The following is a 14,729-nucleotide window of genomic DNA, read 5'->3' as shown; positions in this document are numbered from 1 at the left end:
TTATTTTTTTAAGCTGAGGTTCTCTACCAAACTTGGAAATTGAAAAAATTCCTTAGCATTGTTATAGGTAATATCTTGAACAATCTTTCCAATCCATTTCATGTCATGGGGCAAAAGCCCGGCTTTAAGATCATTACCCAAGATATTGCAAAGCACCCTGCGGTAGTACTCGTGTCTTGGGAACGAAAGAAAGCTTCTGCTGTCTGTGAGCATTCCTACGGAACAACTCAGTAGCCCCATATTGGAAACCGTATCGAGTTGGTCTTTTATACCATCCTTTTGGTCCAAAAACCACCATGCAGTCCCAAACTGAACCTTACTTTTGATGTCCTCACCGGTAAAGTTGCCCGCCATTGTGGCAAACACTTCATTGTCTGAGGGATTGGAATTATATAAAATCGTTTTTGGAAGACTGCCACTGTTGTTCAGTCTATTTAAAAAACTAGCCAATTGTTCGGCCTGAGGATAATCTCCAATGCTGTCAACTCCTGCATTTATTCCGATTTTTGCCAGAATGGCTTTGTTGGTATCCCGGATTGGGCCTAAATGAAGCTGCATCACCCAATTTTTTTCAGCATACAATTGCCCCAAAAGATGAAGAATGGCAGATTTGTACTGTAGTACTTCTTTTTTAGAAATTGACTTTTCATCGAATCGCTTGGAAAGGATTTGATTGATCTCCGACTCATCATACGCATACCCGTAGGCGTGAGTCAGACCATGATCAGAAAGTCGGCAACCATTTTCATGGAAAAAGTCAACCCTTTTCTTGGTGGCCTCACCTAAAGAAGCTAAATCTGTTATGGTGACTCCGGTAATTTTTGAAAGTGTGGAGATGTAATCCGAGAAATCCACTTTTTCAATATCAATCAATCCATCTGGGCGAAAGGTGGGAAACACCTTCACTGGACAATCTGACTTTGCTAGTTTGATATGATGTGCTAGGTCATCCAAAGCATCATCGGTGGTACATACCACCTCAACATTCATTCTACCCACCAAATTCTGGGTCGAAAAAGTGGGCTTTTTCAATGCTATGTTGCATTGCTCATAAATGCCTTCGGCGCTATCTGGTGTCAAAAGTTCGTCTATTCCAAAATAGCGGTTCAACTCCAAATGAGTCCAATGATAGAGTGGATTTCGTAGCGTGTAGGGCACCGTTTGGGCCCATTTTTGAAATTTTTCAGCATCAGTAGCTTTACCGGTAATATACTTTTCGGGAACTCCCAAAGCACGCATGGCTCTCCATTTGTAGTGATCACCCTCTATCCAAATCTTTGTGGCATTCTCAAAGTTTTTGTTTTCCGCAAGCTCATTCGGTGGTAAGTGAGAATGATAATCTATGATGGGCTGACCTTTTGCATAGTCATGATATAGTTCTTTGGCATAGTCTGTTTCCAACAAAAAATCCTCATGGATAAATTTCTTCATGCTATGATTTCTATTCCTTAAAAAGTTATTAATAGAGAGTGATGGTTCCTGTACTCATGGATGAAGCTCCAAGTTCTTGACTACGTTTCATGGGGCTGCTACCACCAACATGAATGGTAAACACCCTAGGTTCAAAAACACGTTCCCCTTCGTTGTTCACCATCTGGAACACCTCTGGTTTAAGGGTGAAGGTAACGTTTTTGGACGCATTCGGTGCTATTTTGATATGTTGAACACCATACAGCTGATAATAATTTGAAACGACTTTCGAAGCTTTCGTATCCGCAGGGCTCACTTTATTGTTTGTTGAAAAGGTTGGTTCGGAACTATCCAAATTTCCGGAAGTGCCACATAATGAAAAATTGTATTCGGTTTCCAAAGACGTTGCCAACCCGGTAGCCTTGTCTTGGGAAACTTCTTTGAATGGTACAAGGAAAGGAGAGGTGTATCCAAAAGCTAATTTATAAAAGTTCATAATTTGATTTTGATTGCTATGATTTTCGTATTGGAGTGTCAAATTTCGTAAAAATATCGATTTTTGCAATCGATTGCGTTAAACATTTTGTTAATCTATGAATTTTTTACTTATTTTACTCAGTGCAATTGATTGATTTAATAATTAATCGATTTTTTTTTGTCAAATTCTAAATTATGAAACAGTCCATAAAACTAAATGTACAGTATTTTTTTGGCATCTTTCTGTTTGTTTCTTTCGCATCGTTTTCAATGTCAAATGGATACGAACTTTGGTTGAATTACACCAAGGTTATGGATCAGAATTTGCTAGCTGAATATCGGTCCAAAATTCAATCGGTTTATTTAGAAGGGTCAGGAGAAACACATGCAGCGATTAAAAAAGAATTGAAAATGGGACTTGGTGGACTGCTAGACACGGAAGTGGTTTTTCATAAATACAATGGAACGGGAAACCAATTGATTGTTTCTAAATACAATGAACTGCCACAGGAGCTTAAGGGTAATTTCAATATGGATGACCTTTCCGGTGAAGGATATAAAATTAAAACCGTACAATTGAAGAATGCCTCATATGTGGTGGTCACTTCAAACGCAGATATTGGCCTTTTGTATGGCACTTTTAATTTCTTGCGTTTGTTGCAAATGAATTCCTCTTTGTCAAATCTTGATATCACTGAAATTCCCAAAGTGGATATTCGGGTATTAAACCACTGGGACAATCTGGACCGTACCATTGAGCGTGGATATGCGGGTTTTTCCATTTGGAACTGGCATACACTTCCTGGATACATTGACCAACGTTATATTGATTACGCCCGGGTTAATGCTTCCGTGGGTATCAATGGAACCGTACTGACCAACGTGAACGCGAACGCACTTATCTTGACCCCTCAGTATTTGGAAAAGGTAAAAGCCTTGGCCAAAGTGTTTCGCCCATACGGCATCAAAGTTTACTTAACCGCAAGGTTCTCGGCGCCAATTGAGATAGGAGGATTGGAAACCGCTGATCCGTTGGATGCCAATGTAATTCAATGGTGGAAAGATAAGGCCAAAGAAATTTACACCATGATTCCCGATTTTGGCGGATTTTTGGTGAAGGCCAATTCCGAAGGGCAACCCGGCCCCCAAAATTATGGCAGGAGCCATTTGGATGGCGCCAACCTTATGGCTGATGCGTTGGAACCTTATGGTGGATTGGTCATTTGGCGGGCATTTGTCTATTCGGAGCATGACCCAACCGACAGGGCAAAACAGGCCTATTCCGAGTTTTTGCCAGAAGATGGTAAATTCAAGAATAATGTCTTGCTTCAGGTAAAGAATGGAGCGATTGATTTTCAGCCCAGGGAACCTTTTCATCCCTTGTTTGGAGCAATGCCCAACACGCCTGTGATGATGGAGTTTCAAATTACTAAAGAGTATTTGGGATTTGCCACACATTTAGTATTCCTACCCAAACTTTTTGAAGAAGTTCTGCAGTCCGATACCTATAGAAAGGGCAAAGGTTCTTTGGTCGCCAAGGTGATTGACGGTTCATTGAACAACAAAAAACTTACAGGGATGGCAGGGGTATCCAATGTGGGAAATGACATCAATTGGACAGGTCACCCCTTTGGTCAAGCCGATTGGTATGGGTTTGGGCGACTGGCCTGGAATCCATACATGACTTCGGAGAATATTGCTGATGAATGGTTAAGGCTTACATTCAGCAACGATGAAAAATTTGTGCAGCCTGTAAAACAAATGATGATTGAATCCAGAGAAGCCGTAGTCAACTACATGAACCCACTTGGATTGCACCATATTTTTGATACGGGCCATCATTACGGCCCTGGACCCTGGGTGAACAACCTTTCCAGACCGGAATGGAACCCAGTGTATTATCACAAAGTGGATAGTGAGGGTATAGGTTTCGACAGGACAAGAACAGGAAGTGATGCCTTGTCGCAATACGCGCCTGAAGTAGAAAAAATGTTCACAGACCTAGAAACATGTCCCGAAGAATATCTACTGTGGTTCCATCATTTGCCTTGGGATTATACCTTAAAAAATGGACGCACCCTTTGGGATGGATTGGGATTGAAGTACCAAGAGGGCGTAGAAAAAGTTCGTGACATGATCAAAACATGGAAGACCATGGAGCCTTATGTGGATAAAAACCGTCATCATCAGGTTTCCATGCTGCTGAACATTCAGCTTAAAGAAGCCATATGGTGGAAAGATGCTTGTATGCTTTACTTCCAGACATTTTCAAAAATGGATTTTCCCAAAGAGATGGAAACTCCCAAACATACATTGGACTATTACAAATCGTTGAAATATCCATTTGCACCGGGCATCCGGCCTACATGGAACTAACCTTATAAACAAATTAATGGATAAAAAAGTAGCCATAGTTACCGGAGGCAATTCGGGATTGGGTTTTGCCACCGCAAAGAAGTTTTGCGACCATGGAATCAAAACCTATATCATAGGCCGGACCAAAGAGCGAACTGAAGAAGCTTGCGAACAATTGGGCGAAAACGCCGTTCCTGTAATCTTTGATTTGACCGATCTTGATGGAATTCCTCAAATAGTTGGGGATATCTTCAAAAAAGAAGGACACATTGACGTATTGGTTAACAACGCCGGAATTAATATGAAAAAGGATTTCATCGATGTGACCGATGCCGAGTTTGAACAAATTCTACGGACCAATGTGTTCAGTGTGTTTGCCATCAGTAGAGAAGTTGTCAAAAAAATGAAGGAAACCGGAGGCGGAAGCATCGTCAACATTAGTTCCATGGCAGCGCAATACGGTATGCCAAAGGTGATTGCCTATTCGGCCAGCAAAACAGCAATTGAGGGAATGACCCGGGCCATGGCAGTGGATTTGGCCCAGTACAATATTCGAACCAACTGTGTTGCACCTGGTTTTATCAAGACCAAAATGACGGCAAAGGCCCTTGATTCGGACCCGCCAAGAAAGGAAAAGGTGTTTTCAAGAACCCCCATGGGAAAAATGGGAATGCCAGAGGACATAGCAGATGCAGTGTATTTCTTCGCATCCGAGCAAGCTAAATTTGTAACAGGAACAGTACTTCCTATAGATGGAGGGAACAGTATCGGGTTTTGATTACAAATGAAAACTATATGGTAAAAATGCAGCAGACCATGCGTTGGTATGGTCCACATGATGGGGTTAAATTAACCGATATTCGCCAGAGTGGGGTCACGGGAATTGTTACGGCCCTGCATCAAATTCCTGTTGGCGATGTTTGGGAGGTAAAGGATATCCAAGAAAGGCAAGAGGTAATCCGCAAAGCGGGCATGGAATGGATGGTAATTGAAAGTTTGCCAGTCCATGAGGACATTAAACGAAGGGGGGGTGATTGCCAAAAATACATCGCCAACTATAAAAAGAGTCTGGAGAACATTGCCCAATGTGGTCTAAAAGTGGTCGCTTACAATTTTATGCCCATTTTGGATTGGGTCCGAACGGACCATGCCTATCAAAATATCGATGGAACCAAAGCACTTTTGTTTGATGAACGAGCTTTTATCTTTTTTGATGTGTTTTTGTTGCAACGTTCCGGGGCTGAAGAAGATTACAGTCAGGAAAAGTTGAATGGAGCCATTGCCTATGGCAACACTTTGGATGATACGGAAAGACAAAAACTCTACAATAATGTGCTGTTGGGTCTTCCCGGGAGTGATGAAAGTTTCACCAAGGAGAAAGTGCTGGAATTACTGGATGACTACAAGGGAATCAGTGATGAGGATTTACGGAAGAACCTGATTCATTTTTTATCCGAAGTAGCACCCGTGGCAGAGAAATTGGGAGTTCAATTGGCCATACACCCAGACGACCCTCCTTTTTCCGTTTTGGGATTGCCCAGGGTGGTATCCACGGAAAATGACATCAAAGCAATTTTAAGTGGAGTACCCATCAATGCCAATGGACTTTGCTATTGCACAGGGTCTTTAGGGGCCAATCCGAACAACAATCTTGTTCGGATTATAGATCAACATGGTAATCGTATCCACTTTTTACACCTCAGGAATGTCAAACGGGAAGAAGGTAAACGGTTCCGGGAATCCGAGCACCTTAATGGGGACAATCCCATGGAGGCCATTGTGGAGAAACTTTTGGTGTTGATGCAAAAAAACAAAAAGGGACTTCCCATGCGGCCTGATCATGGATTCCTCCATTCATTTGAACGTGAAGAAAAATACCCTGGGTATTCCTTGATTGGGAGGCTAAAAGGACTGGCTGAAATCAGGGGGTTGGAACAAGGAATAGCCTACAAGTTAAAACAGGAATAAATTAAAACGAGAAAAATAAAAAATAGCTAAAAATTAAGAAAATGAAGACAGTAAAAATTGTAATTCTAATGATTTTATTGGTAGTCGCGGGATGCAGCTCAGGAAGTGATGACACCGGTCCTCAGGTTGGTGGCCCTTCCGATGATATTGACCCCGGAGGCTCTGATGATGACAATCCTGACAACGATGATGACGATGTCCCTGTTGTAGGCCCATTCGTTTATGATGCCACAGAAGATTTAAAGAATGTTGCCAGCTTTCCGATTGGAAATATTGTCTCCGCCAGTAAATTAGCTTCCACCTCAACGGCCAACACAACTTTCAAGCAGATATTGAACACTGAATATAATAGCATCACGGCTGAAAATGATATGAAAATGGCCAATATGTTCACAGGTCCGGACACGTATGATTTTAGCGATGGTGACGCCATTGTGGCCTATGCCAAGGAAAATGGACATCGAGTGCATGGCCATGCGCTCATATGGCATCAATCCATACCCAATTGGTTGAACAATTTTACCGGAACCGATGAGGAATTTGAAGCGCAAGTGGAAGGCTATGTGAAAGCTACGGTGGCCCATTTTGCAGAAGCAGAAGATGACGATGGAAATCCAATAGTAGCCTCTTGGGATGTTGTCAACGAATATTTTGATGGGTCGTCGGTAAGAAGCTCCCTTTTTACGCAACGCATAGGAAACGATTTCCATGAGAAGGCTTTTCAGTGGGCCAGGGAGGCCGACCCAGATGTAAAACTTTTCTATAACGATTACAACATCGCCGGACAGGTTGACAAAAGAAATGCCATTATTAGTATGGTAAATAATTTTATCACGAATTCGATTCCTATCGATGGTATTGGTATGCAAATGCACCTGAACCATGATTGGCCTTCATCGGATTTGCCCACTTCCATCCAAGCAATATCGGACACAGGTCTACTGGTCCACATATCCGAGCTGGATGTAAAGGTCAACTACGGGGATGACATTACGGAGTTGACGGAAGAAAGAGCTGCAGCACAAGAATTCCAATACCAAAGAGCAGGCTATTATTACAGCACTATTGTGCCACCAGCACAGCAATTTGGATTGACGTTATGGGGCTTTCGCGATCAAGATAGTTGGTTGTATGATGGAGGTTCCGATTGGCCCCTGCTCTATGATAATGATTTTAATACGAAGATTTCCCATAGAGGGCTGGTTGCTGGGCTTAATGAGGAAAATCCAGAGTAAAATAGTAAGGATGAAATACGAAAACCATGATGAAGAAATGACCAAAAGCTTCATCATGGTTTTTTTGATACTAAACAGAACATTATGAAAAACGTACTACTTGTCGCAGGTTTCCTATTGACAACTATAGGGAATGCCCAGATTAAACTCCCTAGACTGATTAGTGACGGTGTGGTATTGCAACGAGATGAAAACATAAAGATTTGGGGATGGGCTTCACCCAATGAGCAAGTGGAGATGACCTTTAAAGGTAAAAAGCACAAAACCATAGCCGACCCAAATGGGGATTGGACCATTCAACTTAAACCACAAAAGGCTGGTGGGCCCTACACGATAAAATTTAAAGGCAAAAACGAGATTTCCGTGAGTGATGTTCTTTTTGGAGATGTTTGGCTCGGAGCCGGGCAGTCAAACATGGTTACGCCAATGGAGCGGGTCAAAGAAAAATACCCAGATGAGGTGACCAATGCCAACTATCCAGAAATTCGGAATTTCTTTATTCCAACGCTTTCAAGCGTATCAGGTCCTGAAAAAGACCTACCCGCTGGAGAATGGAAACCGGCTGTGGCCGGAGATATCATGCCAATGGGAGCAGTGACCTTTTTCTTTGCAAAAGATCTTTATAAAAAATACGGAGTTCCAATCGGTATCATCAATTCAAGTGTAGGGGGTACGCCCATTGAATCGTGGATCAGTGAAGACGGATTTAAGGAGTTTCCCAACAACTTGGCAACCATCCAAAAAAATAAGGATGAAAACTATTCAAGCCAATTTACTACAAGACCCCCTGCTCCAAACGTTCAACCTGAGATTCAGGATAAGGGCCTAACCGGTCCCATCAAATGGTATGAAAATGAATATCAACCTAAAGGTTGGAACAACTACTACATTCCTGGATATTGGGAAGATCAAGGTTTAAGAGACTTGAACGGTGTGGTATGGTTCCGTAGGGAATTGGAAATCCCTGATGCTCTGGTGGGAGCCGAGGCCAAACTTTTTATGGGACGGATTGTGGATGCCGATGAAGTATATGTGAATGGTACCAAAATAGGAAACATAACCTATCAATACCCACCCAGAAGATATACCGTTCCCGAAGGTGTTTTAAAGAAAGGGAAGAATCTTGTTGTGGTTCGGGTTAGGAATTCAGGAGGAAAAGGAGGATTTGTCCCCGATAAAAATTATGAGCTTACCGCCAATGGAATCAGCGTTGATTTAAAAGGGGAGTGGCAATACAAAGTGGGAGAAGTCTTTAAATCCTTTCGAAGAGGGAGAAGAGGTGGCAGCAGTTACAACCAGTTTTGGGCACAAAACCAACCTACTGCCCTCTACAATGCCATGATTGCCCCGTTGACCAACATGTCCATTACGGGGATGTTGTGGTATCAAGGTGAATCCAATACAGGTCGACCAAAAGAATATGCCGATTATCTTCCAGCCTTGATTGAAGATTGGCGTGAAAAATTCAACAAGCCCAATGCCCCTTTTCTTTGGGTGCAACTCGCCAACTTTCAAGATGTGGATTACCTCCCAACGGAGAGCAATTGGGCGGAACTCCGATTTTCGCAGTTCAAGACGCTCTCTGTTCACAATACGGCTATGGCAGTCATCATCGATTTAGGGGAATGGAACGACATTCATCCGTTGAACAAGGAAGGGGTCGGCAAGCGGTTAGCACTGGGTGCCTTAAAATTGGCCTATGGTGAAGATGTGGTGCATTCAGGACCCATTTTCAAATCTTCGGAAATCCAAGGCGATAAAATTGTGCTTCATTTTGATTCCGTTGGAAGTGGATTGGTATCCAATGATGGTGAGCCATTACATCGATTTGAAATTGCTGGGCAGGATCAAGAATTTGTGTGGGCCGATGCCCAAATCGTTGGAAACACAGTTGTGGTAGAAAGCGATGAGGTGCCTCGCCCAGCTTATGTTCGTTATGCTTGGGCCGATAACCCCAGAGGCGCTAATCTCTACAACAAAGAAGGATTGCCAGCATCTCCCTTTCAAAATTTTGATAATGAAGAACTCAACCTACTGCCTTGGCAAGGCAAAAAAGCAGCGGTCATTCTTACGTATGATGATGCTTTGAACGTTCATTTGGACAATGTGGCCCCTTTGTTGGATTCCCTGAATTTAAAAGGAACATTTTATGTCTCCACGTTTTCCGAAGCCTTCAGAAATCGGTTAAACGATTGGAAACGAATCACATGGAATGACCATGAATTGGCCAATCATACCATTTTTCATCCTTGTATCGCCAAGGAAAGCAGACCATGGGTGAAACCAGATTATGACATGGCTACCTACACCGTTCAACGTATGGTAGATGAAATCAAAATCAACAACACCCTACTTGAAGCTTTGGATGGTAAAAAGGAAAGAACCTTTGCCTATACCTGTGGTGATTTTACCGTAAACGGAGATGATTTTTTCATTGATGAACTCAAGGATGATTTGGTAGCAGCCAGGGCCGTGCGTTCAGAAATGCATACCATTGATGAAGTAGACCTTTATAGCATGGACAGCTATGCCATTGTGGGCGCATCGGGTGATGAGATGATCGGAATGGTAAAGAAAGCAGTGGAAACCAATTCTCTCTTGATCTTTCTTTTTCATGGTGTGGGAGGAGAACATTCCATGGATGTTTCCTTGGAAGCCCACAAAGAACTGTTGGAATATTTAAAAGAACACGATACCGAAGTATGGACCGCACCACTTATTGAGGTGGCCAAGAATGTAAAAGCATATCAATCCAAGACAAAAACAAACTAAAATGAAGGCATTACATTACCTTGTACTCATCCTCATGTTCACTGGCTTTTATGGAAATGCGCAATTTTTTCTATCTCCAGAAGAGCGAGACAGTATAGATAGATTTGGGAGAATAAATCATGAAAATATGATGCAGCAACTGGGCATAACCGAGCTAAGACGTGGCCGGACTCCTGACCAGTCCGCCGAAAATGCCGCCAACTATGATCAGTCCAAAGCGGACCCTTGCCCAGAATTACCAGAGGTATTGGTGACCAAAAAAGGCAAAAAAGTAGAAGATGCAAATGATTGGTGGAACATACGTCGTCCAGAACTGGTTGAGGATTTTGAACGGGAGGTATATGGTCGATTGCCCAAAAACATTCCGGATGTTACGTGGACCGTAAAAGTGGAGGACAAGGAGTTTGTCCGTAGGACACCGGTGATTGTAAAGCAATTGGTGGGGCATGTGGACAACAGCTCCTATCCTTCCATAAATGTGGATATCAATGCCATGTTGGTGGTTCCAGCCAATGTTGAGGGGCCAGTGCCCGTTTTGATCATGTTCGGGCGACCTTCGTTTCCTGCCCCGGCGCAACCTTCGCAAGAGGATATGGAAACGCTCAATACCTCCTTTAAGGAATTGATGATCAAGCATGACCCGAAACTAAAGGCAATATTTGACAAATACCCAGCATACAGTCCCATTACAAGATTGCCCGGACCAAATTTCTGGGAACCCTTGCCCGAAGGTGACCTTCCCTCAACAGAACAATTGCTGAATGCAGGTTGGGGTTATGTCACACTTGACCCATCGAGCATACAAGCCGATAATTCAGCAGGCTTGACACATGGAATTATTGGTTTAGTGAATAAAGGGCAACCGCGTAAACCCGATGAGTGGGGAGCGCTACGCGCATGGGGATGGGGCGCCAGCCGTGTTTTAGACTACTTGGAAGGAGATGAATTGGTAAATGCGAAAAAAGTGGGAATCGAAGGTGTCTCTCGTTATGGGAAAGCGGCCTTGGTGACCATGGCGTTTGACCAACGTTTTGCTACTGGTTTGATTGGCTCTTCTGGGAAAGGTGGAGCAACCTTGCATCGGAGAAGCTATGGAGAATCCGTTGAAAATCTTGCAGGAATGGGAGCTTCCCATTGGATGGCCGGAAATTACATGAAATATGCATCTGCCAAGGCAAGTTTTGGTAGCAAAACAGGGTGTGATCTTCCGGTGGATTCCCATCAGTTGATTGCACTCTGTGCACCAAGACCCACATTTATAAGTTACGGCATCCCGGAACAAGGAGATGCCCATTGGTTGGACCAGAAAGGGAGCTATATGGCCACCATTGCTGCCGGGGAAGTCTTTAAACTATTGGGAGCAAAAGACCTTGGCGTTTCCAATGATTACATGCAGGAAGAAATGCCACCGTACAATACTGATATGTTAGATGGTGAATTGGCATGGCGTCAACATGATGGCGGCCATACTGATTGGCCCAACATGAAACATTTTATCCCGTGGGTCAATAATTTTTTGGAGTATCAAAAAGCACCCCGCTAAACGGGAGTAAATTTATTTACTCTCAATTTCAACGGTTGCCAACTCCAATCCATCTGAGGTTGCCGTTACCTTAATCGTGCCGGGCTGGCCACTTTTTGATTTTACAATTGCCAAGGCCATTCCGCTAAAGGCATATCTTTTGGATGAGGGAAACTCGGTCATATCACATGGGTTTCCATTATCGGTCGCAATTAATGCTCCTGGACCATCAACGGTGAATTCAATTTCATTTTCGGCATTGGCCACAAAATCACCTTCTTCATCCAGCACCCTTACGGTTATGTAAGCTAAATCCAAGCCATCCGAATTAATGGTATTTCTATCTACCTCCAATTCTAATTTTGCTGGAACACCGGTAGTTTTTACCATTTCCTCAGCCCAAACTTTTCCATTTTTATAGGAAACGGCTTTTAATTCTCCTGGTTGATATATCACATCATCCCATCGCAGCCGGTATTCAAATGCTCCTTTTTTCTTTTTTCCAAGTGATGTACCATTGAGAAACAATTCCACCCCATCGCCAGAAGTGAAGATGTGCACAGGAGTAACCTTGCCAACTCGTTCAGGCCAGTTCCAGTGGGGCAAAATATGCACCATGGGCAGATCGGGCCGCCAACGGGCTTGGTACAGGTAATATCTGTCTTTGGGAAAACCTGCCAAATCAATAATGCCATTATAGGAGCTTCTACAATTATAATAGGGGGTAGGTTCGCCCAAATAATCAAATCCGGTCCAAACAAACTCTCCGGCCGAATACGGATGTTTATCGAGTGAAGCAAAAACCTTATCAGCCGAAGAACCAAAATCCACGGCATACAGCTCATACGCACTTACTTGCGAAATAGTGTCATCCTTGCCATTTCCATTTAACATTGGGGCACTTATTTTATCGGTTACGGGAAACAAATAAATTCCTCGACTACTGGCCGCAGAAGCTGTTTCGCTGCTCAAGATCACCTTATTGGGAAATTTTTTATGGAAAGGCTCATATTGTGGCTTGGTCTTTATGCGATTTGTAACCGTATCAAAAACTGGATCTTGTCGAATACCCTCACCTTGATAATTGAAACTGATCACATCCATAACCGTTGGAAATGGCATATCGGATTTTGCCCAATTCATGGCGCTTGTGGTTAAACGTGTGGGGTCTTCATCTTTTACTATTTCAACTAATTTCCTTCCTATTTCAGCACCCGCTTCATCAGTGTATTGCTCGCCAACTTCATTGCCATAACTCCACATGATTATGGATGGATGATTTTTATCGCGACGTACCATGGCCCGGGTATCGGCTTCATACCAATCTGGAAAAATTAAATGAAAATCGTGTGGTGTTTTTTTACGTTCCCAAGAATCGAAAACTTCATCAATGACCAGAAAGCCCATTTTGTCACATAAATCCAACAACTCTGGTGCTGGTGGATTGTGTGCCATTCGGATGGCATTACACCCCATTTCTTTCAAGATTTCCAATTTACGTTCTGCAGCACGAACATTAAATGCCGAACCCAATGCGCCCAAATCGTGATGTTCATTAACACCTTTAATTTTTACTAGTTCGCCATTTACCAAAATGCCTTGATTTGGGTCGAACTCCAATGAGCGAATTCCAAAAGATGTATTGTACGAATCGATGACTTTTCCATTTTTTGAAATTGTTGTAACGGCTTTATATAAGTTTGGTGTTTGTGTTGGAGGTGGACCCCATAGTTTCGGGTTTTCAATTGTTGTACTGCCAGATATTTTTTTTGATTTTTTGGGAGCTATCGTCAAAGTCTTTTTTGGTAACAGTGCAACCACCGATACACTATCCTCCTTGGCATAAATTTCGGTAACCACATCAATTTCGGTACTTGTTTCAGAATCATTGTCCACGGAAACAGAAAAATCCACTGTCGCGGAATCCTCTGAAACGTCGCGAGTTGAAACCGTTGTTCCCCATTGTGCAATATGGACTTGATGGGTCTTGGTCAACCAAATGTTGCGATAAATACCAGCTCTTGGGTACCAACGTGCAGAATGGTTGGGATTGTCCACACGAATGGCCAATTGGTTGTCACCTTCGAAATTAAGATAAGGCGTTAAATCCAGCCGCCATGAATTATATCCGTAAGGCCAACCACCAACTAAATTGCCATTTAACCAAACCATAGCGTATGACATGATTCCATCTACATCTAAGAAAACAGACTTGTTTTTATCGGCATCTGTAATGTCAATTTTTTTACGATACCAAGCCACTCCGTTACTCGGTAAGCGTCCCATTCCGCCAGTGACTTCAGCGTTATCACCTTCTTGAAAAGGACCTTTTATGGCCCAATCGTGAGGGATAGTAACTTCTTCCCAGTCAGTGTCATTAAAAGTGCTTTGCACAAATGGAAAATCTATCTCAGGATTTCCCTCAGGTCTTATGTAATGTCTAGAGCTGTCTTTTATAAAAGCATTTGCAGTTGGCAAAATGTAAGATTTCAATGCTTTTTCTGATGCTTTTAATTTTTCTGCTTCCGTTGCAGGCGTATCGGCGGCTTTTGAGTCGTTTACATCTGTTACTTCTGGACGGACGTCATAATATAAATCATCCGCAACTGTATGAGAATCATATTTATAAAATTTCCAATCCTTATTGATTGAAATATGCTCCCTAGGGTTTTGGATGGCATCTGTGGTTGAATTGCAAGCGGCTAGCAATAAAGAGGCTATTACAATGAAATAATGATTGGTTCTTTGAATCATGCTTAGGAATTGATTATGAATATGGTGTTGCTTTTTCAAACAAGAAAACCGCCTGCCAAAAGCAAAGCGGTCTTCACCGAAATTACAACATCGTAAACTATGTGCTGGCTTCTCTTATGTCCATTATAATTGGTAAATATATTTTTAAGAATATACTAGCTACTCATTTAAATGTCTTAAAGATACATAATATTCTGAAAATGCAATCGGTTGCATTTATTTTGACAATTCAGTTT

The 14,729-nt window shown here is 42.6% G+C and carries 9 protein-coding genes; 6 read left to right on the top strand and 3 right to left on the bottom strand.

Annotation, left to right across the window (positions count from 1 at the left end):
- Both uxaC and ACFOWS_RS15020 read right to left on the bottom strand, forming a co-directional pair.
- The gene (uxaC, locus tag ACFOWS_RS15025; RefSeq protein WP_379766226.1) at positions 1–1,431 is read right to left on the bottom strand and encodes a glucuronate isomerase; all 1,431 of its coding nucleotides are present in this window, start codon (positions 1,429–1,431) and stop codon (positions 1–3) included.
- Positions 1,432–1,459: 28 nt separating this feature from the next.
- Positions 1,460–1,906, bottom strand: a complete 447-nt coding sequence (locus ACFOWS_RS15020; RefSeq protein WP_379766223.1) for a fibronectin type III-like domain-contianing protein — start codon at positions 1,904–1,906, stop codon at positions 1,460–1,462.
- A 176-nt stretch (positions 1,907–2,082) separates the two neighbouring features.
- On the opposite strand from ACFOWS_RS15020, the gene ACFOWS_RS15015 reads away from it, so the two are divergent.
- The 6 genes from ACFOWS_RS15015 to ACFOWS_RS14990 all read left to right on the top strand — a co-directional run bounded on the left by ACFOWS_RS15015 (position 2,083) and on the right by ACFOWS_RS14990 (position 11,760).
- Positions 2,083–4,263: an alpha-glucuronidase family glycosyl hydrolase gene (locus ACFOWS_RS15015; protein ID WP_379766220.1), complete on the top strand. Its 2,181-nt coding sequence runs from the start codon at positions 2,083–2,085 to the stop codon at positions 4,261–4,263.
- Between the two features lie 16 nt (positions 4,264–4,279).
- A complete protein-coding gene (locus ACFOWS_RS15010; RefSeq protein WP_379766217.1) occupies positions 4,280–5,020 on the top strand; it encodes an SDR family NAD(P)-dependent oxidoreductase in 741 nt (246 codons plus the stop codon).
- A gap of 17 nt (positions 5,021–5,037) precedes the next feature.
- Positions 5,038–6,210 carry a mannonate dehydratase gene (gene uxuA, locus ACFOWS_RS15005; RefSeq protein ID WP_379766214.1) on the top strand — a complete coding sequence of 391 codons (1,173 nt, stop codon included), beginning with the start codon at positions 5,038–5,040 and terminating at the stop codon, positions 6,208–6,210.
- A gap of 41 nt (positions 6,211–6,251) precedes the next feature.
- Positions 6,252–7,445, top strand: a complete 1,194-nt coding sequence (locus ACFOWS_RS15000; RefSeq protein ID WP_379766211.1) for an endo-1,4-beta-xylanase — start codon at positions 6,252–6,254, stop codon at positions 7,443–7,445.
- An 84-nt stretch (positions 7,446–7,529) separates the two neighbouring features.
- Positions 7,530–10,217, top strand: coding sequence for a sialate O-acetylesterase (locus tag ACFOWS_RS14995; protein WP_379766208.1), 2,688 nt, complete (start codon positions 7,530–7,532; stop codon positions 10,215–10,217).
- A gap of 1 nt (position 10,218) precedes the next feature.
- On the top strand, positions 10,219–11,760 hold the full coding sequence (locus ACFOWS_RS14990; protein WP_379766205.1) for a glucuronyl esterase domain-containing protein: 1,542 nt from the start codon (positions 10,219–10,221) through the stop codon (positions 11,758–11,760).
- Positions 11,761–11,772: 12 nt separating this feature from the next.
- On the opposite strand, the gene galB is transcribed toward ACFOWS_RS14990, so the two are convergent.
- Positions 11,773–14,493 carry a beta-galactosidase GalB gene (galB, locus tag ACFOWS_RS14985; RefSeq protein ID WP_379766202.1) on the bottom strand — a complete coding sequence of 907 codons (2,721 nt, stop codon included), beginning with the start codon at positions 14,491–14,493 and terminating at the stop codon, positions 11,773–11,775.
- Positions 14,494–14,729: the final 236 nt, after the last annotated feature.

This window comes from Flagellimonas marina (assembly GCF_042651185.1).
Classification (GTDB): Bacteria; Bacteroidota; Bacteroidia; order Flavobacteriales; family Flavobacteriaceae; genus Flagellimonas; species Flagellimonas marina.
The sequence above is the reverse complement of the archived record's forward strand: the minus strand, read 5'-3'. Positions and strand labels throughout refer to the sequence as shown.

Bases quoted from the DNA above. Each gene is read 5' to 3' on its own strand.
- ACFOWS_RS15015 (WP_379766220.1), top strand. From the start codon at position 2,083: ATGAAACAGTCCATAAAACTAAATGTACAGTATTTTTTTGGCATCTTT.
- ACFOWS_RS15020 (WP_379766223.1), bottom strand. From the start codon at position 1,906: ATGAACTTTTATAAATTAGCTTTTGGATACACCTCTCCTTTCCTTGTA.
- ACFOWS_RS14990 (WP_379766205.1), top strand. From the start codon at position 10,219: ATGAAGGCATTACATTACCTTGTACTCATCCTCATGTTCACTGGCTTT.
- uxaC (WP_379766226.1), bottom strand. From the start codon at position 1,431: ATGAAGAAATTTATCCATGAGGATTTTTTGTTGGAAACAGACTATGCC.
- ACFOWS_RS15000 (WP_379766211.1), top strand. From the start codon at position 6,252: ATGAAGACAGTAAAAATTGTAATTCTAATGATTTTATTGGTAGTCGCG.
- ACFOWS_RS14995 (WP_379766208.1), top strand. From the start codon at position 7,530: ATGAAAAACGTACTACTTGTCGCAGGTTTCCTATTGACAACTATAGGG.
- ACFOWS_RS15010 (WP_379766217.1), top strand. From the start codon at position 4,280: ATGGATAAAAAAGTAGCCATAGTTACCGGAGGCAATTCGGGATTGGGT.
- galB (WP_379766202.1), bottom strand. From the start codon at position 14,493: ATGATTCAAAGAACCAATCATTATTTCATTGTAATAGCCTCTTTATTG.
- uxuA (WP_379766214.1), top strand. From the start codon at position 5,038: ATGGTAAAAATGCAGCAGACCATGCGTTGGTATGGTCCACATGATGGG.